This is a genomic window from Vibrio salilacus, from assembly GCF_002811245.1.
GTDB classification, from domain to species: domain Bacteria; phylum Pseudomonadota; class Gammaproteobacteria; order Enterobacterales; family Vibrionaceae; genus Vibrio; species Vibrio salilacus.
The window spans coordinates 1-19,180 of sequence record NZ_NIVQ01000035.1 but is presented as its reverse complement, the minus strand read 5'-3'; the positions used below and the strand labels follow the sequence as shown (position 1 = coordinate 19,180).

The following is a 19,180-nucleotide window of genomic DNA, read 5'->3' as shown; positions in this document are numbered from 1 at the left end:
GAGCGCAACCTTGCCAAGGTTGAGGTCACGAGTTCGAACCTCGTGTGTCGCTCCAAAATATTTTTGATAGTGATTCGATTGAATCGGTATCTAGATGGTGTCTCCATCACAAATTTAGATTTGTGTGCCCTGGTGGTGGAATTGGTAGACACAAGGGATTTAAAATCCCTCGGCGTTCGCGCTGTGCCGGTTCAAGTCCGGCCCGGGGCACCATCTAATGCGACACTAGCTCAGTTGGTAGAGCGCAACCTTGCCAAGGTTGAGGTCACGAGTTCGAACCTCGTGTGTCGCTCCAAATAGAAAACCCTAGCTTTCAGCTGGGGTTTTTTTATACCTATTGAAAGCGTGAACTTAAATCACCGCCTGATCGGTTGGCTGTCACACTAGATGGTTTCACTCCTAAAGTCTTTGGCTGCACATATGCGTGCCTACCACTCTCAATCTGAATCGAGGGCGTGATTGAAATGGATCGTGACGATGAAATTGGTCAGTTGCCGAAGCCTACAATGGCCTGTTAAGCAAAATACAGATTCAGCTCACCAAGTCATATACCGATCCATTCACAGGTTTAGGTTCACGGCATAAGTACTCGCGAACTACTCTGCTGTTTATCAACGCGAACAGGGTGCTCAGTGACTCTGGCTTTTAAATTCCATTATGCTTAAACTGAGTTGCGCTAAAATTGGTTCTTGGCTTTTATGAATGTAATGATAAAGCTTTTCTTCTAATAAACTACCGCTAATAACTTTAATGTTAGGATAATGTGGCATGGCTAAAGCAACAATAGGAAAAGTAGTAATCCATACATCAGCTCGATTCTTACTTATGAATTCAGCAGCTTCTGCTGGTGTAGAGACGTAAAATATTTCATTTTTGAACGACAAGTTTTTTGTATATTGCATACCCAATTGAGCAACAACTTTTAGATCGCTGAGTTGATCAATATTTTCTATGCGGTAATCATTTAGCGAAACAGCTACAACATCTACAGTATAGAGCTCTGGCTCAACTCTCAGGAGGTTACTTCCAGTCTCAAGCGGTGCAGTCCGTAAATCGAGAGCATTATAGATCCCCATATTTGCCATCTTAACGGCTCTTTCGTCCGGTAAAAATACCAACTGTACTTCTTTACCCAACTTCGCATAAATTTTTGTTAAGGCTTCAGGCACGTAGACATCTTGTTGCTCCCCGATAGCAAAACGATTGGTGTAAATCTCGCCGACTGCGATCTCAAAAGAGTGCACTTTCCAGCTGGGCAGTGATATCAAGATCAGTGTCGAAGCCATCAAGGTCCGAAGCATTGCGTGGATAAACAAATCAATCTCCTTAGGGCGCCAAACAGCTACCGACAGTTGAAATTCGAACATCTGCCATATTAATTGGCTCGGATTAAGCGGTATATATTGCCACTATCGGTACTAAAAATAATATGACCGTCAGGCAGCACTTCGATATCCCGAATTCGTTCAGCTAAATGTTCCATCAGCCTCTGCTCAGTAACAGCGACGCCGTCTTGTAAAGTAACGACATTTATATGCGTCAGTTTTAAGGCACCCACAAGCCACTTACCAGATAGCTCAGGATAGCGATTCGCGTGATACACAACTAAAGAGCTGGGTGCGATGGAAGGTATATAGACTTTCTTTGGCGAGACAATCCCTTCTTTTTCTTCAGACTCACCCACATCAATTGGCCCCCAATACTCTTTACCATGGGAGGTGATAGGCCAGCCGTAGTTGCCACCTTTGACTATTAAGTTAATTTCGTCTCCCCCTCTCGGACCGTGTTCAACTGACCAAAGCTTGTTCTCTCTGGGGTCGAAAAATAGCCCTTGGGGATTGCGGTGGCCGTAACTCCAAATTTCGCCTCGGGCTCCTTTCTGCGCCACGAATGGGTTGTCTGGCGGTACTTGACCATTGGGTCGAAGGCGTAAAATGCTACCGGCGTGTGTAGAGAGGTCTTGTCCATTGTCTCGCTCTCCCCGATCGCCAACTGAAAAGTAGACAAATTGATCATCAAAGGTGATGCGGCTGCCAAAATGTCGTCCACCATCTGAACCTGAATGGGTGACGAGTAATTCTTGCCAATGGGACAATGAACCGCCATCAAACTGTGCCATTGCAAGGGTGGTTTCTATTGCTTGAGGTGTTCGCTTCGCGTAAGTGACGTAGATATGGTGCGGGTTGAATGGTGAATGTGCAATATCAAGCAAACCGCCTTGGCCATACTGGGCGACATTTGGTGAAGAGCCTATTCGTTGATACGTATTGTTGGTCAGATCCAGTAATCCGATATCACCACTTTTCTCACTGACAATGACTTTATTGTTTCCGACATAACTTAATCCCCAAGGGGTGGTTAGCCCAGACGCAATTTTCTCCGCATCCCACAGTGTTACTGCGTGCGAGTTTGTCGCCATCATAATGATGAGTAGAACCAGTAGCCGTTTGTCCATTGAATTTCCATTGATTGTTTAGGTTAGTGTCAGATTAACAATAGTTAATAAAGACAGTAGTCAATAAATATTAGTGTCATAAATGTTTTATCAAAAATTACTTGTCATGAGTAATAAATGCGATATTATGACGAAGTGTCAAAAATGACGATGCGTCATAAATGGTTTTATCAAGCGAATTGAATTCGTGATATACTCAACGAATTAAGGAGTCAACGACAGATATGGATTAAGTAATCATGTTTGGTTTGGGTTGTAGCAAAAGTGATAAAAAAGATCGGCCGGGTTGTTCATTTAGTTTGACGAAGAAGCAGCAAGCGATCGCAGACAGAGAAGTTGAATTGACTTTACTGGCTAAGGCGTTGGTGCAAGAGCAAGGATGGAGCAACTTGACGATGGACAAATTGACGTCAGCAAGTGCTTATTCTAAAGGGACGATTTACAATCATTTTTGCAGCAAAGAAGATGTGATTATTGCGCTGTGTATTCATTCTTTAAAGAGTGAAGCGGTATTATTTGCACGAGCGGCAGAGTTTGAAGGCAGTTCTCGCGAGAAAGTGATCGCCCTACATGTGGGCTATCGTGTTTATGCTCGTATGGAGCCAATACTATCAACTTGCGCGATTATGGCCAAAACGCCGTGGGTGTTAGAAAAAGCGTCTCCTGAACGTGTTAAGGCGCTCAATTATCTCGAAGAGCAAGTTATCGACCATGCAGACAAGCTGATCAATAACGGTGTTGAACAGGGAGACTTGAGATTCTCGCCAGGCATAGGTTCAGATGCGATCGTGTTTGCTAACTGGTCTATCGCTTTTGGTTCTAACGCGTTAACGCAAAATGCCTCAAACAGCACCTGTATCCATCGTTTACAAGATCCTTACTCGGTTCTAAACAACGCGAACATGTTGTTAGATGGGTTGGGATGGAAGCCTCTATCGACTGAGTGGGATTATCGCAAAACGTGGCAACGTGTTGAGCAAGAAATATTCTCCCAAGAGGTAGAGTTATTATCCTCAATCGGTCGCTAAGCGTGATAACTTGACCTGAAAGCCCTTTGCGGGCTTTTTAAATAACCATTTGTGACGATTCGTCAACTATGATGCATGCGCAATTCTCTGTTCAAAAAAGCAGAGAATGTCATTGAATAACCAGCACTCGGCTGGTTTTTAAATGACTTTTATTGACGAAACGTCACAAATGGAGAGTGTGATGAACACTAATCAACCCAATACTTCCCAATCTGTAGCTTGGTTAACCCTACCGACACGCCATAGCTGGTGGATCATGTCTATCTCTATTGCTTTATTGGTGCTAGCTGCATTTGGTGGGAAGAACTTATACTTCCGCGGCGACTATAATATTTTCTTCGATGGTGAAAATGCCCAACTGCAAGCTTACGACGAGATCCAAACGACGTTTGCCAAATCAGACAGTTTAGCGATTGTCATTGCACCGCAAAGTGGCAATGTGTTTGATGTAAGCAGCCTAACACTTATTCAGAATCTCACTCAAGATGCCTGGTTAGTTCCTTATTCGAGCCGAGTCGATTCGTTAGCAAACTACCAACACACTGAAGCCGAGCAAGATGACTTAATTGTGGAAGACCTGTTGCTTGACGAGTATCCACTGACAGAGCCACGTATTGAAAAGATCAAAAAAATCGCTCTAGCAGAGCCTGTGGTGCGCAATTCATTAGTTTCTGAGCGTGGCGATGTGGCGGTGATAAATATTACCGTGCAGACGCCCGAGGTTGATGAAACCGCCGAGGCGCTTGAGATTGTCGCGCACGTAGACCAGTTGATTGCAAAATATCAGGCTCAATACCCAAGCGTGACCTTCCATAAAGCGGGCATTATCGCGATGAACCATGCTTTTATGGTCTCCGCTCAGCAAGACAGCGAAATACTGATACCAACCATGCTTGTGGTGATTTTGTTATTCTTAACCGTCATGCTACGTTCAATCTTGAGTGTTATCGCCACGCTTTTCATCATTATCACCTCAGTAGCTGCAACCATGGGCTTATCTGGTTGGGCGGGTATGTTCCTCAGTACCGCAACGGTCAACATCCCTACGCTTGTCATGACACTCGCGGTTGCTGACTGTGTCCATGTGATCGCGAGCATGCGCCAGAATATGGCCAAAGGTTATAGTAAGGAATACTCAATTAATCAGAGCGTTACCATTAATGTTATGCCAATTGTCATCACTTCTGTGACTACTGCGATTGGTTTTCTGATGATGAATATGTCTGACTCTCCTGTTTTAAGAGACTTTGGTAACCTAGCCGCACTGGGTGTGATGATTGCCTGTTTGCTCTCCTTTACGTTACTGCCCGCATTGTTAAACCTTCTGCCGATTAAAGTAACAGAAGAGTCGCAGAAGACGTCTAATTTTATGGATAAGCTTGGCGATTGGGTTGTGAGTAACCGCAAAGCACTGCTTCCGATCTCTGCAATAGTGATTGCGGTTTCTGCAAGCTTATTGCCACTTAATCAGGTCAATGACGAATCAGTTAAATACTTTGATACCAGTAATGAGTTTCGCCAGGCTGCGGACTTTATGGAGCACCGTATCAGCGGTATGACTACGATTAGCATTGCGATTAAATCAGGCCAGTCGCAAGGTATCGCTGACCCGATATATTTGCAAACCATTGGTGATTTCTCTGATTGGTTGCGAAGCCAACCTGAAACCGACCATGTCGCGACACTTTCCGATGTGTATAAGCGTTTAAATATGAATATGCACAGCGATGATAGTCGTTTCTATTCATTGCCTCTTGACCGAGAACTTGCGGCGCAATATTTGCTGTTGTATGAGATGTCTTTGCCTTATGGGCTTGATCTAAACAACCAAGTCAATATTGATAAGTCATCGGTAAAACTGCTGTTAACAGTTGATAACCTTGGCAGTGCTGAATTAGTCGAGCTAGAAAATCGTCTCTATCAATGGTTCGAAAAGCACGCGCCTCAGTATCAAGTCATCGCATCGAGTCCCTCGTTAATGTTCGCTCATATTGGGGAAACCAACATGACCAGTATGTTGTCAACGTTGCCGATCACCCTGGTTCTTATTTCTGCATTGATGATTTTGGCGCTTCGTTCATTGCGTCTAGGTTTGATCAGTGTGGTGCCTAATATGGCGCCAGCAATTATAGGTTTTGGCTTATGGGCGCTGCTGTCGGGGCAGATAAACCTCGGTCTATCCGTCGTGGTCACATTGACACTAGGTATTGTGGTTGATGACTCGGTGCACTTCCTTTCTAAATACCAACGCGCACGTAAGCAAGGGCAAACTGCTGAACAAGCGGTTCGCTACGCTTTCCACACGGTTGGGCGTGCATTATGGATCACCACCGTCGTTCTGGTTGCTGGCTTCAGCGTCTTGGCGATGTCGAGCTTCCGGCTCAATGCTGATATGGGCCAGCTGAGTGCACTGGTTATTTTTATTGCGCTTGTGGTTGATTTTGTTTTCCTACCAGCGCTGCTGATGCGCTTCGATACAGCCAGCTATGTTGAGCAACAACCAACCGAATCTTTGCCATTGTCTACGAAAGTCCAAACTCAAAATTAAAAGGAACACATCATGAAAATTACGTTGAAATCACTATTTAATTTAGTTGCTCTGGCTTGCTTGCTTTCGTTTTCTACCCAAGGGGTGGCTAACGAAGAGCGTGGATTGGAGATTGCCAAGGAGCGTAAAGCGCGGGACAAGGGGTGGGGTGACTCGATCGCAACCATGGAAATGTTGCTAAAAAATGCGCAAGGAGAGAGCAGCACCAGAGAGATGCGCTTAAAGTCGCTTGAAGTTGCCAATGATGGTGATAAAGGTTTAACAATTTTTGACCAACCGAGGGATGTCAAAGGTACTGCGTTTCTTAACCATTCCCACAGCACATCACCTGATGACCAGTGGCTCTATCTACCGGCGTTAAAACGCGTTAAACGGATCTCTTCACGCAATAAATCAGGCCCTTTTATGGGCAGTGAGTTTGCTTACGAAGACCTGAGTTCGTTCGAGTTAGAAAAATACACCTTTAACTATCTCAGAGATGAAGCCTTAGATGGCACTGCGACGTTTGTGATTGAACAAACACCAACAGATAAAAACTCTGGTTACACCAAGCAGTTAGTCTGGCTTGACCAACAATTTTATCGACCACTTAAAATCGAGTTTTATGATCGTAAAAGTGCTTTGTTGAAGACGTTGGAATTTGATGACTACAAACAGTACCTCGACAAGTATTGGCGTGCTCATTCGATGGAAATAGTTAATCATCAAACGGGGAAAAGTACATTATTAACTACACGTTTGCTCGAGTTTCAAACTGGTCTTGAAGACCAAGACTTTGAGAAAAATATCTTAAAACGCGTCAAGTAGGGAGCTTTATGTCGACACTTATTAATTATGCTGGCCAGATTGTGGCCAGCTCATTGCTCACGATTATTGCAATACAGTGTCATGCGGTAGAAGTGTCTGGCCAAGTCAACCTTGAGCAGCGCCAGTTTTTCTCTCATGGAGCGCAAGGTCAGGACAAAGGGCAAACTTCAGTGGTGATTGAGCCACAGTTATATTGGACTTTGGATGAGCGCTCGGATTTTACTCTGACACCTTTTTACCGTCTCGATAGTATCGATGAAGAGCGTAGCCATATTGATGTCAGAGAAGCGCTCTATTTAACTTATTGGGACGATTACGAGCTTAGAGCTGGGATAGGGAAAGTATTTTGGGGGGTGACAGAATCGCAACATTTGGTCGATGTCGTAAACCAAACGGATGCGATTGAGTCGGTGGATGGTGAAGATAAATTGGGCCAACCTATGCTTCATCTTACCTCGCTCACCGAATATGGCACACTAGACGCACTTGTATTGCCATGGTTTAGGGAGCGGACGTTCGCTGGTGTGGATGGCCGTTTAAGACCAACAATACCAGTTTCTCGCTCAGCACTATACCAATCTTCAAGGCAAGAAAAGCATATCGATTTTGCACTGCGCTATTCGAAAATGATTGACGATTGGGATGTCGGACTAAGCTACTTCCAAGGGACAAATCGCGACCCTTACTATCGATTGGTTGGTGGCGAACTTAAGCCCTATTACGCGTTGGCAAAACAAGCCGGGTTAGATGTACAAGGTATAATGGGTGATTGGCTTTGGAAACTTGAAAGTATCTATCGTGATAGCGAAGACCACCATGTTGGCCTCGTGTCGGGTTTCGAGTACACATTAATTGGGGTTATGGGAAGCGTATGGGATCTTGGTCTTATTGGTGAGTACCTGTATGACAGCCGGGGTAACAATGCACAAACCATAGGCCAGAACGATGTGTTTGCTGGGCTGCGATTGGCGTTCAACGATGTAGATAGTAGTGAAGTCTTACTCGGGGTTACGCAAGATCTGGACAATCGTGATGTCTATAATGCCAAGATAGAAGCTTCAAGCCGTTTAAGCAATCACCTTTCGTGGAATGTTAACGCTTGGCTGTTTGAAAATGAATCACCCAACGATTTGCTCTATTTTGCCCGCAGAGATGACTTTATCGAATTGTCTCTAGAGTATTACTTTTAAGCGTTAGCCAGATCACGCTTATTCACTGTGATTTTTATTCCAAATCCATGGGGGCTGATCTAGCTCCCTATTATTTGCTTGATCACTTAGCAATCACTAATAATGCATGTAAAATCATTATTAAATTAATGGTAATTATACATTGCGACTATTTGACCTAGGTGGCAGTGAAATATGGACTGGGGTTAATGAATTCATTCGAGTGGGATAGTTGTTATGAGACGGGGTTAGATGATGTCGATGAGCAACACCAATATTTAGTAGAAGTGATCAATCGTTACGGTGGACTGATCGCGCAGAACAACATTTCTATGCATGATATCCGTATGGCGTTGTTTGAGATGTCCCGTTACGCCGAGTTCCACTTTAAGGAAGAAGAGAATTTAATGCGTGAAGTGGGTGTTTATCAAGGCCACATCGACGAACATATTCAAGTCCATCGTACTTTTATGGCTGATATTGTTAGCATGCAGGCGTTTATCAGCGAAGAAAATAAGAAGTCGTCAGAACATTTATTAAATTTCCTGATTCATTGGTTGGCCTATCATATTCTCGGTATTGACCAGAATATGTCACGTCAAGTTAAGCAGATTAAGCAAGGTGTAGATGCGAAAGTTGCGTGGCAAAATGAACAGACCAAGCAAGACAAGTCGACAGAACCTCTGCTTAAAGCGCTAAATGGTTTGTTTGAGCAAGTCTCGGATCGCAATAAAGAGCTGCTAGAGCTTAACCAGAGCTTGGAAGAGAAAGTGCTTGAGCGCACCAAGCAGTTATCAAAAGCCAATAAACAACTTGAAGAGCTATCACTGACGGACTCTCTCACTAAGTTGCCTAACAGACGTTGTGCGATTCGTAAACTTAAAGCTTATTGGACAGAGTCATTACACAGCAATGAACCACTTGTTTGTATCATGATCGATGCAGATTACTTTAAGCAGGTCAATGATAGCGCTGGTCACGATGCTGGTGACAAATTGCTCATCGATTTAGCTCAGACATTACAGCACTCGTTTCGCAGCGATGACTTAGTGTGTCGCTTAGGGGGAGATGAATTCTTGGTTATTTGCCCAAACACCGATTTACAAGGTGGGGCTCATATTGCAGAAATGACCCGAGATAAAGTCAATCAGATGTTAGTCCCCGTAGGAGGCAGTATTTGGCGCGGTAGCATCAGTGTGGGTGTAGCAGAGCGGTTGCCAGTGATGAAAAATTATAACGACCTTATCAAAGCGGCCGACAACGCCGTTTTTGAAGCTAAAGCTCAAGGTCGTAATAAAGTCGTATTAGCAGAGAACAACATCACCCTAGAGAATTTTTAGCATCCAAACATCGCAACGACTGTGTTCAGTTCCATCGAGTGGTTTATCTAAGTGGTTAAAACCGAGCTTTTCGTATAACAGGATCGCTGATGCCATTGAGGTGAGTGTATCCAAATAGCATTGAACATAGCCCTGTTGCTTGGCGAAGTCTAAGCATTGCTCGGCGAGGGCTTTTCCCAACCCTAAACCACGACTTTGTGGTAGCAAGAACAGTTTTTTTAATTCACATGTTTGCTTGGATTGAGCAAATGGTGCAATGCCACATCCCCCGACGATGTTTCCGTTCAGTGTCGCGACTAAATAAAGACTTTTGCTATCTTGCGAGTAGTGTTGACTCATCGCGAACACTTCAGGGTCGGAAGGGCCAAACCCTTCGCCTACTGCACCGAATTCTGCGCCAACGGCTTTAATAATTGCGCAGATCGCTTCGTCTTGCTGTGACTGGATAGGCTCTATGTTGACTGTCATTGCTATTCCTTTACAACGAATGAATACTGATTAACTTGGTGCAAAAAACATAATTATCAAGTGTTGAGGTGAAATTTTACCCAAAGGCGGTAAATAAGCTGATTTCAGTTTGGATTTGATCTTGTCATTCGTTACTATGTACAGCTATCTATAGACCAAAAATCCCCGTCGGGTAGTTGCTGTGAGCAACTTGCCCATAATGGACACTACCACTTATGCCTTGCATGTAGGTATAGGTAGATGAGGAAACGATGCAACATCTAGAAGAGATCATTGCTAACGCGAACGCTGCGATTCAAGCAGCAGATTCGTTAGTCGCACTTGATGAAGTGCGTGTTCAGTATCTAGGTAAAAAAGGTGAGCTAACCGCTCAACTTCAAAGCCTAGGTAAACTACCACCAGAAGAACGCCGCGAAGCTGGTCAAGAGATCAATAAAGCGAAAGGCGTGGTTCAGCAAGCTATTGCTGCGCGTAAAGATGCACTACAGCGTGCAGAGCTTGAAGCGAAGCTAGCCGCAGAAACTATCGACGTTACTCTACCAGGTCGTCGTATCGAGAACGGTGGTCTGCACCCTGTTACTCGTACTGTTGAGCGAATTGAACAGTTCTTTGGTGAGTTAGGCTTTAACACTGAATCTGGTCCTGAGATTGAAGATGCATTCCACAACTTTGATGCACTAAATATCGCAGAAGATCACCCAGCACGTACTGATCACGACACCTTCTTCTTTAACCCAGATCTAATGCTGCGTACACACACGTCTGGTGTTCAGATCCGTACGATGGAAAATGGTAAACCGCCATTTCGCTTTATCGCACCGGGCCGTGTTTACCGTAACGACTACGATCAGACTCACACGCCAATGTTCCATCAAGTGGAAGGTATGCTGGTTGACGAAAACGTAAACTTTGCTCAGCTAAAAGGTATCCTGCACGACTTCCTATGTAACTTCTTTGAAGAAGAAGTTGAAGTTCGCTTCCGTCCTTCTTACTTCCCATTCACTGAACCTTCAGCTGAAGTAGACGTGAAAGGTAAGAACGGCAAATGGCTTGAAGTTCTTGGTTGTGGCATGGTTCACCCGAACGTGTTGCGCAGCGTAGGTATCGATCCTGAGAAATACTCTGGTTTTGCATTTGGTATGGGTGTTGAGCGCCTAACTATGCTTCGTTACGGCGTAAACGATCTTCGTGCGTTCTTCGAGAACGACCTTCGTTTCCTAAAACAGTTCAAGTAATCCAAGGGATACATCACTATGAAATTTAGCGAATCATGGCTTCGTGAGTGGGTAAACCCTGCGGTATCGACTGACGAGCTTACACACCAAATCACAATGGCGGGTCTAGAAGTAGACGACGTACTACCAGTTGCTGGTTCTTTCACTGGCGTTAAAGTTGGTAAAGTCGTTGAGTGTGGTCAACACCCAGACGCTGACAAACTGCGTGTGACTAAAGTAGATGTTGGCGCTGAAGAACTTCTCGACATCGTTTGTGGCGCATCTAACTGTCGTCTTGGCATTAAGGTTGCGGTTGCAACAGTGGGCGCGGTTCTTCCAGGTGACTTCAAAATTAAGAAAGCCAAACTACGTGGTCAACCATCTCACGGCATGCTGTGTTCATTCTCTGAGCTAGGTATCGACGTCGAATCTGATGGCATCATGGAGCTAGCACAAGACGCAGCAATCGGTACGGATTTCCGCGAATTCCTAGGTCTTGACGATGTCACCGTGGACGTAGACTTAACGGCTAACCGCGCGGACTGTTTTAGTATCCGTGGTATGGCCCGTGAAGTTGGCGTTCTAAATCGTGTTGACGTGACTGAGCCGGCAGTTAACCCTGTTGCTCCTGCTATCGATGATAAAGTATCAATCGAAGTGAAAGCGCCAGCTGCATGTCCTCGTTACCTAGGTCGCGTGGTTAAGAACCTTAATGTACAAGCTGAAACACCACTGTGGATGCAAGAAAAACTGCGCCGCTGTGGTATCCGCTCTATCGATCCTGTTGTAGACATCACTAACTTTGTGCTTCTAGAGCAAGGCCAGCCAATGCACGCGTTCGATCTTGCTAAGATTGAAGGTGGTATCATGGTTCGTCTGGCAGAGCAGGGTGAGAAGCTAACTCTTCTAGACGGCAACGAAGCTGAGCTAAACGCTGATACTCTAGTTGTCGCAGACCACAACAAAGCACTGGCTATCGCCGGTATCTTTGGTGGTGAAGAGTCTGGTGTAACCTCTGAGACGAAAGACGTACTGCTTGAGTGTGCATTCTTCGCCCCAGATCACATCCGTGGTCGTGCCCGTAGCTACGGTCTACACACGGATTCTTCAATGCGTTTTGAGCGTGGTGTCGATTTCGCACTTCAGCACAGCGCAATGGAGCGTGCAACAGAACTTCTTGTTGAGATCTGTGGCGGTGAAGTAGCGCCTGTTGTTGCTGCAGAGTCAGAGGCTGACCTACCAAAAGCAAACACAGTTGCGCTTCGTCGCACTAAGCTAGACAGCCTACTAGGCCACCACATTGCAGACAGCGAAGTTGTTGAGATCCTAGAGCGTCTTGGCCTAACGGTTGAAGCAACAGACGCAGGTTGGACAGCGACAGCACCAACATGGCGTTTTGATATCGCAATCGAGCAAGACCTAATTGAAGAAGTCGGTCGCATCTACGGTTACGATAACATTCCTAACCAAAACCCAGCAGCAGCACTTAAGATGCACGACCACGTTGAAGCGAACATTCCGCTAAAACGCGTTCGTAACCTACTTGTTGACCGTGGTTATCAAGAAGCGATCACTTACAGCTTCGTTGAACCAGAGCAGCAAAAGCTTGTTGTTCCAGGTGTTGAGCCGCTAATCCTGCCATTCCCAATCTCTGCGGACATGTCAGCAATGCGCCTAGGTCTAATCCAAGGTCTATTAAACACTGTGGTTCACAACCAGAAGCGTCAGCAGCCACGTGTTCGTCTATTCGAATACGGCCTACGTTTCATCCCATGTGAGTCGGCTGAAAACGGTATGCGCCAAGAGCCTATGCTTGCAGGTGTTATTGCAGGAACTCGCAGCGAAGAGCACTGGGACATCGAAACCAATACAGTTGATTTCTTTGACCTTAAAGGCGACCTTGAAGCGGTTCTTGAGCTAACAGCAAACGAAGCAGCTTACTCTTTCGCAGCGCTTTCTGCTGAAGACAAAGCCGCGAACCCAGCGCTTCATCCTGGTCAATCTGCAGCAATCATTGTTGATGGCAAGCAAGTTGGTGTGATTGGTACGGTTCACCCAGAGCTTGAGCGTAAGTTTGGTTTAAACGGCCGTACTATCGTATTCGAAGTGGAATGGTCAGCAATCAACACTAAAGTGATTCCAGAAGCAGTACAGCTGTCTAAGTTCCCATCAAACCGTCGTGATATCGCAGTGGTTGTTGATGAAGCAGTTGCTTGTGGCGACATCGTAGAAGCGTGTATCGCAGCTGGTGGCGAATTCCTAAAAGGCGCGAAACTGTTCGACGTTTACGTTGGTAAAGGCGTTGAAGACGGTAAGAAGAGCTTAGCGATCGCACTGACACTGCAGTCAGTTGAGCGTACGCTAGAAGATGCAGACATCGCTGGTGCGGTCGACGCTATTGTTGCTCACGTGTCTGAGAAGTTTGGTGCGTCACTGCGTGACTAATCACTTCTGATTAGATAGAAAACTAAGGCCTCGCGATCGCGAGGCCTTTTTGTTTGGGGCAAATAAGGAGTAGGGTGATAACTCATAACTGGACAAAAGCTTCTTACGATTTCTGACAGATTTCGAGTCTTCGGATAAGATCCATTAGGGATAACAAGTAGCTCAGGCGATAGCCCAACTAAGCACCATCGCACATTTTTCATAAAGTAAGTGGCTTCGAGTTTGTTCAACACCTAGGTTTCAGAACTGACTGGTGTTTTTTGCCTTACCCATCAGTTTTCATAATGCAATTACGAGACATTACATACATATTCCCTATATAATTCTTAACCTATTGTAACGCTTATCAAAAGCAGTTGCTCCGCCTTCCATGATATTACAAACATGATCCCTCACCGTTTGCTCGCATAAACCACCTGACTCTAATACCTGAACCTGCCCTGCGTGGAAATGGAGCACATTTACAAACTCAGCATCACCATTAACAACAATATTAGGGTTATGCGTCACCATGATAATTTGCCTGCGCTTCTTATTCTCATGTATCTGAGACACAATCAGCTGGTAAATGAGGGCATTGTCTAAGTCATCCTCGGGCTGATCGACAATAATTGGATTATCACCGTGACTAAGCAAAAAGGCTAAAATGGCTGCCGCTTTCTGACCCGCTGAACCTTTTTCAATGTTCTCAAACTTACCTTTTTCTATGTCCTTAGCATATTCAACGACAAGTTGATCATCAGGCCACCATGTTTTCAATCGGTCAAACATTTCAGGTTGTTGTGAAAGCTTTTGCGTGAGCGAAGTCTTCAAGCGACTATCGATGCGATATGATGGTACATCGTCACCAGAAGCTAAGGATAGAGTCGCATCTTTTAACTTGCTGACCTCTGTTGCAATGCCCTTAAGGCTTAAATCCTTAGAAAGTAATTCATATAACAAGCTATTGGTTTGGTCATCCTGATAGATGGAAGTAGCAAAACTAACCTCTATCCCAATGTGCTCTCTGAACTTTCTCTCTATCGTAGTTGTGTTCGCAAACGGCAAAAGCTTCATTTTCACATAGCGATTTTCACCAATAACTTTCTTAATAAATTTTTGACGTTTTAGCTGAAGCCTTCTTCTTAACACATACAATTTTCTAAGTGACTTATCACAATGGTCTTGTCTGATATCTAGATTCGATTGTACTGTTTCTAGCTCTTCCAACTGAATGTTGATCTCATTGCGTTGAGTAAGCCAAGACTCATACTGCTCTGGGTTCAGTTCTTCCCCTTTTTCGGCATACTCTTGAACAACTTGTTCATACCGCTGTGTAGATTCTACACCTTTTAAATACCAACTTGATTTGCTGATTGCATCTTCTCGCTCTTGTTCAGCTTTTGTAATTTGCTCTTTTAGCTTTTCCAGTTCTGTCTGAACGGAAACTAAATTTCCTTTGAATGCCGACTGTATTTCTTCTAACTCTGCGACGTAAACAGGCTTGTCGTCACTTTTTTCTGTGAGGCTAAGCTCCGCAAACTCCTCAGACAGCATGCCGTCGATAGAATCAACTAACCCAGAGATACCAGCTGCCTTTTCAACTTTCTGTTTTTCAAGTGTAAAAGTTTGGTAGGCATTAAAGATATCTTTGTGGCCACCTTTCTCGAAGCTCTCGATATCGCTATTTAGGTCGTCTTTTTGTGATTCTAAGGTGCCTTTATTATCAAGCCGCTCCTGTAACTGACGTACTTCCCGACAAAGTCCTAAAAACTTATTGAGCTCAGCATCAAACTGATACTTCCATGCCGAAAAATTAACTTCGTTTGAGCGATCAATAATTTCTAATAAGCTGTTCGTGTTGCTTGCCAGTGCATTGATTTGTTTTTGGCTGTATAAGCTTACATGAAAACGCTCTTCTGGCCGTCCGTTATCAAGAGACCAATCGCCTGCTTGCATTTTATTAATATAGGGTGCTGTACTGTGTTTCCAAATCGATTGGTATGCCTCATCTCTTCGCTGTAGCTCAACGCATATTTTAGTATCAGATTTTGTTACTCCCTCTCTAAAAGAGTGAACATCTTCTTGGATCTGTTCAAGTTCTGCTACTTCATTTTCACGCCCTAATGCCAACCGAACAGATTCAATGAATGTCGATTTACCAGAGCCTCGGCCACCGATAACGGCATTAAATAGAGGGTGTAATTCAAATATCGCTGGCTGACCAGGAATGCGTCCACAATGACGCATTTGCGAAATATTCAATTTCTTTAAGAATAAATCTGGCGTCGCATTAGGATTATCAACACTGTTTTCGACACAAAAATCGTGATCATGCAGAGCTAACTTCAATCCATCTATTGATGGCTGGCTCATTTTTATCCACGAACACTTCTTACCTAATCGACCACATTCATGGGCATCTGAGCCTTGAAGTTTTGCTAAGTGCAGAGCCGCCTTTGACAGCTCAGGGTTAACCGCATCGAGAAAAGCTAAATTGACAAACTCAGCGGCTTCAATCTGATTGAGCCATGACTCAATCTCATGATTGGTATTTGTTATTCCGTCTAACAGTCCTTTAGGCCCATCAACATGCGCAGGTATCGCTGCCCCACCTGCTTGCTTTACAATAGAGATAACCTTGTCAACAGACTCTGTTGCACAGGTCTCTTCAGCATCACCATGCCCCTCAGTAATACCGCATTGACCTAAAACAGCGGCAATCTTTGCAGAATTACAGGAAGGATCGAAAATAGCCAAAATATGTACACGGGATTGACCTGTACTCACTGTTATTTCGCACCCTGGAAATAAGTAAAGCGGTCGATACCATTCCGCAGTCTTATCAAGTTCAGCGTAAGTTGCTTTTAGTCGGTCTACCCAATCACCAGATACATGGTCGGTAATAGCCACGCAGTCAACTTCTTCAGCCATTAAGGCTTTTAACCAATCAGTTTCAGTCTCTTCTGGCTTTTTGTAATCTGACGATGCTGGCGTATGAGTATGAAAATCAAACTTATACCAACGGCTTCCTAAATATTCATTACTCATACTTCTATTGCCCCTAAGATCAACTTTTTTAACATTGTATCATGTTGTTTTTTTGGCTTTAACTTTTCGTTTTTGCAGATTCAGAATCGAAGCAAGCTGAGGTCGTTTTATAAAAATAGTCTGGAATGAGTGGGGGCAGATCTTGACTTTTGCCCCACACATTAGCTTTCATTGTACAATTATGAGGCTATAGTAGCTTCGTTTCTGTCGGTACTGACACACTTTGGGGCATTAACGCGCCATAAAAGATGGTTTTGATACGTCCTTGGTTGATTATCAATCAAAGTCTTAATTTGTGGTAAGTTGTGGTAAATCATTTACCACAAGCCATTTTGGGGCAAAAATCAGTTTCAGCCCTGAATTAGCAACCAGTGCTCTAGAAAATAGAAATAATGAGGAGCTGTTCATCAGCAAGCGGGTTAAGAAGTAGTAAACCCCGTTGTATTGAGATGCTCAACTCAGGCACGATAAAGTAAAAGATCATGACTGAGTCTTTTCTAGCTTTATTTCCCTGTTTGCGGATCTAACGGGGCACTACGATAGTCATCACCAGCTAAAATATCGTAGTGAATCACGGTATCATCATTGAATTGAGAGAAGTCGAAGTAAACAGTTTCTGCGTTAAATTCTGAGCGTTTCGATATTTTTTTATCATTTATGTAAAAGTTACAACCTAAGCCACCAGACCAAGTGTTGTCTTTCCATTGGTGTAGAAAAGCGTCGCAACTTTTAGCTTGAATTGTTGAGTTTAAGTCTATTGGTTTATTGTTGTACTTTGTGCCTGATTGGTAAATACGTAATTGAGCAAACCCCACAGTATCAAACGCGTTATAGGCTTCGACTTTAATATCTCTCAATTCGACCACGCAGTTTTTGCTGTTTGTATAAGCGGAGTAAGGCACTTTAAACTTATAGCGGTCATCACTTCCAGCATCATCTTGAGTAAAGAATGTGGTGATCTTTCCTCCTTTGTGAGCCTTGCGGCCAAACATATCGTAAGAATAGGCTTCACAGTCGTCACCATGGACCCAATAGTTAGCCCATACTTTTACTGTTGCATCGATTGGCTTTGAACCAGAAACTCGAATCGATTCTTGTGGATTAGCATTTTGAGTTGAGTATAGGCCCCAAACGATACCAACAAGAGACAGAATCAATGCAATACTCACCCACAACATTTTTCGTTTAGCAGATAGGGTCATTTTAACTGATCCTTGATTTCTTCAGGTAATGATTGATTGGACAGCAACAGTAAACTCAATGGTAAGCGCTCTGGGCTATTCATGATATTGGCCAATTCTTGCTTTACTTGATGCTGGTTGTCTAACAGTTCTTCACTGACCGATAGCTCGTGTTTAAGTCGAGTGATATAGACTTGATTCACTGGAGAGTAAGGGGTGCCTAACGCTTTAGCCAAACTATTCTTTATCTCCAAATAACGGCGCTGCTCATTATTAATACTATTACTTAAGTAAGCAATTGAACCTTGATAGTTGCTATACAAGCTCTCTGTGCTCAGGGCTTGGAGTTGAGTCAATAGATTAGGAATATAAAACTCCATACCGTGATCAGTTATTGATGCATCAGCCAAACTGTCCACCAATGCGACGGAGTCATTTTCAGCCATCTTTGCAATATCAAGCATCGTGACTTGAGTTTGCCTTGGTGATAACAGTACCTGTTTAGGATCTGAATAAGTGATTAGCTGAGATAAGGAGCCATGGTGTAGATAATTATCATCATCGTCATCAGTGATCATTTTTTTGGCTAAACTCACAACACTACTGAAGATGTCAGAAATTTCGAGACCTTCGGTTATGTCTGTATTGGCCCAAGTCATTGGTATTTGGGGAATCAGGTCATGATTATTGACATGTCGGTAATGCAAAATATCGCGATAACGCTGGACAAAACTTCGCGTTCCTGTACGAGGCATACCATAAGAATACAAACGCAATCTTTTACTATTAACTTTGTCATTGATTATACAGCTTATAATGAGTGCGCCTGCACCACCTAAGCTGTGTCCACATACATATATACTTTTATTCTCAATATCACTTACGTTGAGCATCATTTTTGACCACAATGCCATGGCGTACTGATAGAACCCACGATGAACATAGGTTCCGCCAAATTCAGGAGGGGAAATCTGTGCCGCATCTAAATCTGTTTTAATCAAATCCTGCATACCCGGCGATCGAATTATATTGCCTAATTTATCTACCACCTGAACTTGTATTCCAGAGGCGGCTTTTACAACTTTTAATAGCTGAGAATCTTCTGTTCTATTACGGTCTTCAAAATAAGGCTCTGTGCCTCGTATTCCAATTATCGCAATATCCTCATTGGATAGAATATAGCCTTCAGCACCGACCGCGTCATCAGCATAATATCTGTACTTTAATGATTGACTGTATGGGATTTCTTTTACAATCCATTTAGTTTCTAAATCACTGCAGTTAGCAGGGACTTTCCGCTCTTTTAATTGCGTTATTACAGTATCAATAGAGCCGTTTATGTCCGCAGATTTCCCATCATCGACACTGAGTTCATCTGTTGCATAAGCGAGTTTTGAGAGCAAAGCAAAGGTGTAACTATTCACCAAGTTAAAGTCATCGGTATCCACAATCATGGGCATATAACTGCGCAGGGCTTTGATTTCAAAAACGTAGG

The 19,180-nt window shown here is 43.9% G+C and carries 13 protein-coding genes and 2 tRNA genes; 9 read left to right on the top strand and 6 right to left on the bottom strand.

Features of this window, described 5'->3' with window-relative positions; all coding sequences use genetic code 11:
* The first annotated feature begins 126 nt into the window (after positions 1–126).
* Positions 127–213 (top strand) — tRNA-Leu (locus tag CDZ87_RS15550).
* A 6-nt stretch (positions 214–219) separates the two neighbouring features.
* Positions 220–295: transfer RNA gene (locus CDZ87_RS15545), tRNA-Gly, on the top strand.
* 334 nt (positions 296–629) lie between these two features.
* On the opposite strand, the gene CDZ87_RS15540 is transcribed toward CDZ87_RS15545, so the two are convergent.
* Together CDZ87_RS15540 and CDZ87_RS15535 are read right to left on the bottom strand one after the other, a co-directional pair.
* Positions 630–1,316 (bottom strand): type 2 periplasmic-binding domain-containing protein, encoded by a 687-nt coding sequence (locus tag CDZ87_RS15540; protein WP_157806482.1) that lies wholly within the window; start codon positions 1,314–1,316, stop codon positions 630–632.
* A gap of 59 nt (positions 1,317–1,375) precedes the next feature.
* Complete coding sequence (locus tag CDZ87_RS15535; protein ID WP_245834740.1) at positions 1,376–2,422, bottom strand: PQQ-dependent sugar dehydrogenase; 1,047 nt, start codon at positions 2,420–2,422, stop codon at positions 1,376–1,378.
* A 272-nt stretch (positions 2,423–2,694) separates the two neighbouring features.
* Here CDZ87_RS15535 and CDZ87_RS15530 point away from each other — a divergent pair, with 272 nt between their 5' ends.
* The 5 genes from CDZ87_RS15530 to CDZ87_RS15510 all read left to right on the top strand — a co-directional run bounded on the left by CDZ87_RS15530 (position 2,695) and on the right by CDZ87_RS15510 (position 9,347).
* Complete coding sequence (locus CDZ87_RS15530; protein WP_100754342.1) at positions 2,695–3,483, top strand: TetR/AcrR family transcriptional regulator; 789 nt, start codon at positions 2,695–2,697, stop codon at positions 3,481–3,483.
* Positions 3,484–3,664: 181 nt separating this feature from the next.
* Entirely contained in the window at positions 3,665–6,031 is a 2,367-nt protein-coding gene (locus tag CDZ87_RS15525) for an efflux RND transporter permease subunit (protein WP_100754341.1), read from the top strand.
* Positions 6,032–6,043: 12 nt separating this feature from the next.
* Positions 6,044–6,838, top strand: a complete 795-nt coding sequence (locus tag CDZ87_RS15520; RefSeq protein WP_100754340.1) for an outer membrane lipoprotein-sorting protein — start codon at positions 6,044–6,046, stop codon at positions 6,836–6,838.
* 8 nt (positions 6,839–6,846) lie between these two features.
* The gene (locus tag CDZ87_RS15515; RefSeq protein WP_100754339.1) at positions 6,847–8,028 is read left to right on the top strand and encodes a hypothetical protein; all 1,182 of its coding nucleotides are present in this window, start codon (positions 6,847–6,849) and stop codon (positions 8,026–8,028) included.
* A 188-nt stretch (positions 8,029–8,216) separates the two neighbouring features.
* Positions 8,217–9,347 (top strand): GGDEF domain-containing protein, encoded by a 1,131-nt coding sequence (locus CDZ87_RS15510; RefSeq protein WP_100754338.1) that lies wholly within the window; start codon positions 8,217–8,219, stop codon positions 9,345–9,347.
* Here the strand turns inward: CDZ87_RS15510 and CDZ87_RS15505 are convergent.
* Positions 9,333–9,815, bottom strand: coding sequence for a GNAT family N-acetyltransferase (locus CDZ87_RS15505; protein ID WP_100754337.1), 483 nt, complete (start codon positions 9,813–9,815; stop codon positions 9,333–9,335). The genes CDZ87_RS15510 and CDZ87_RS15505 overlap by 15 nt on opposite strands.
* 251 nt (positions 9,816–10,066) lie before the next feature.
* Here CDZ87_RS15505 and pheS point away from each other — a divergent pair, with 251 nt between their 5' ends.
* The gene (gene pheS / locus CDZ87_RS15500) at positions 10,067–11,050 is read left to right on the top strand and encodes a phenylalanine--tRNA ligase subunit alpha (RefSeq protein WP_100754336.1); all 984 of its coding nucleotides are present in this window, start codon (positions 10,067–10,069) and stop codon (positions 11,048–11,050) included.
* 18 nt (positions 11,051–11,068) lie between these two features.
* Positions 11,069–13,474: a phenylalanine--tRNA ligase subunit beta gene (pheT, locus tag CDZ87_RS15495; RefSeq protein WP_100754335.1), complete on the top strand. Its 2,406-nt coding sequence runs from the start codon at positions 11,069–11,071 to the stop codon at positions 13,472–13,474.
* Positions 13,475–13,789: 315 nt separating this feature from the next.
* On the opposite strand, the gene CDZ87_RS15490 is transcribed toward pheT, so the two are convergent.
* From CDZ87_RS15490 to CDZ87_RS15480, 3 genes are all read right to left on the bottom strand, one after another.
* Positions 13,790–16,504, bottom strand: coding sequence for a TrlF family AAA-like ATPase (locus tag CDZ87_RS15490; RefSeq protein ID WP_100754334.1), 2,715 nt, complete (start codon positions 16,502–16,504; stop codon positions 13,790–13,792).
* A gap of 503 nt (positions 16,505–17,007) precedes the next feature.
* Positions 17,008–17,706 carry a hypothetical protein gene (locus CDZ87_RS15485; RefSeq protein ID WP_100754333.1) on the bottom strand — a complete coding sequence of 233 codons (699 nt, stop codon included), beginning with the start codon at positions 17,704–17,706 and terminating at the stop codon, positions 17,008–17,010.
* Positions 17,703–19,180, bottom strand: a 1,478-nt coding sequence (locus tag CDZ87_RS15480; RefSeq protein ID WP_100754332.1) for a lipase family protein, incomplete at its 5' end; no start/stop codon positions are given. The genes CDZ87_RS15485 and CDZ87_RS15480, both read right to left, overlap by 4 nt.

Coding starts and splice junctions, on each gene's coding strand:
- pheS (WP_100754336.1), top strand. CDS start 10,067: ATGCAACATCTAGAAGAGATCATTGCTAACGCGAACGCTGCGATTCAA.
- pheT (WP_100754335.1), top strand. CDS start 11,069: ATGAAATTTAGCGAATCATGGCTTCGTGAGTGGGTAAACCCTGCGGTA.
- CDZ87_RS15485 (WP_100754333.1), bottom strand. CDS start 17,706: ATGACCCTATCTGCTAAACGAAAAATGTTGTGGGTGAGTATTGCATTG.
- CDZ87_RS15520 (WP_100754340.1), top strand. CDS start 6,044: ATGAAAATTACGTTGAAATCACTATTTAATTTAGTTGCTCTGGCTTGC.
- CDZ87_RS15490 (WP_100754334.1), bottom strand. CDS start 16,504: ATGAGTAATGAATATTTAGGAAGCCGTTGGTATAAGTTTGATTTTCAT.
- CDZ87_RS15510 (WP_100754338.1), top strand. CDS start 8,217: ATGAATTCATTCGAGTGGGATAGTTGTTATGAGACGGGGTTAGATGAT.
- CDZ87_RS15525 (WP_100754341.1), top strand. CDS start 3,665: ATGAACACTAATCAACCCAATACTTCCCAATCTGTAGCTTGGTTAACC.
- CDZ87_RS15505 (WP_100754337.1), bottom strand. CDS start 9,815: ATGACAGTCAACATAGAGCCTATCCAGTCACAGCAAGACGAAGCGATC.
- CDZ87_RS15515 (WP_100754339.1), top strand. CDS start 6,847: ATGTCGACACTTATTAATTATGCTGGCCAGATTGTGGCCAGCTCATTG.
- CDZ87_RS15535 (WP_245834740.1), bottom strand. CDS start 2,422: ATGATGGCGACAAACTCGCACGCAGTAACACTGTGGGATGCGGAGAAA.
- CDZ87_RS15530 (WP_100754342.1), top strand. CDS start 2,695: ATGTTTGGTTTGGGTTGTAGCAAAAGTGATAAAAAAGATCGGCCGGGT.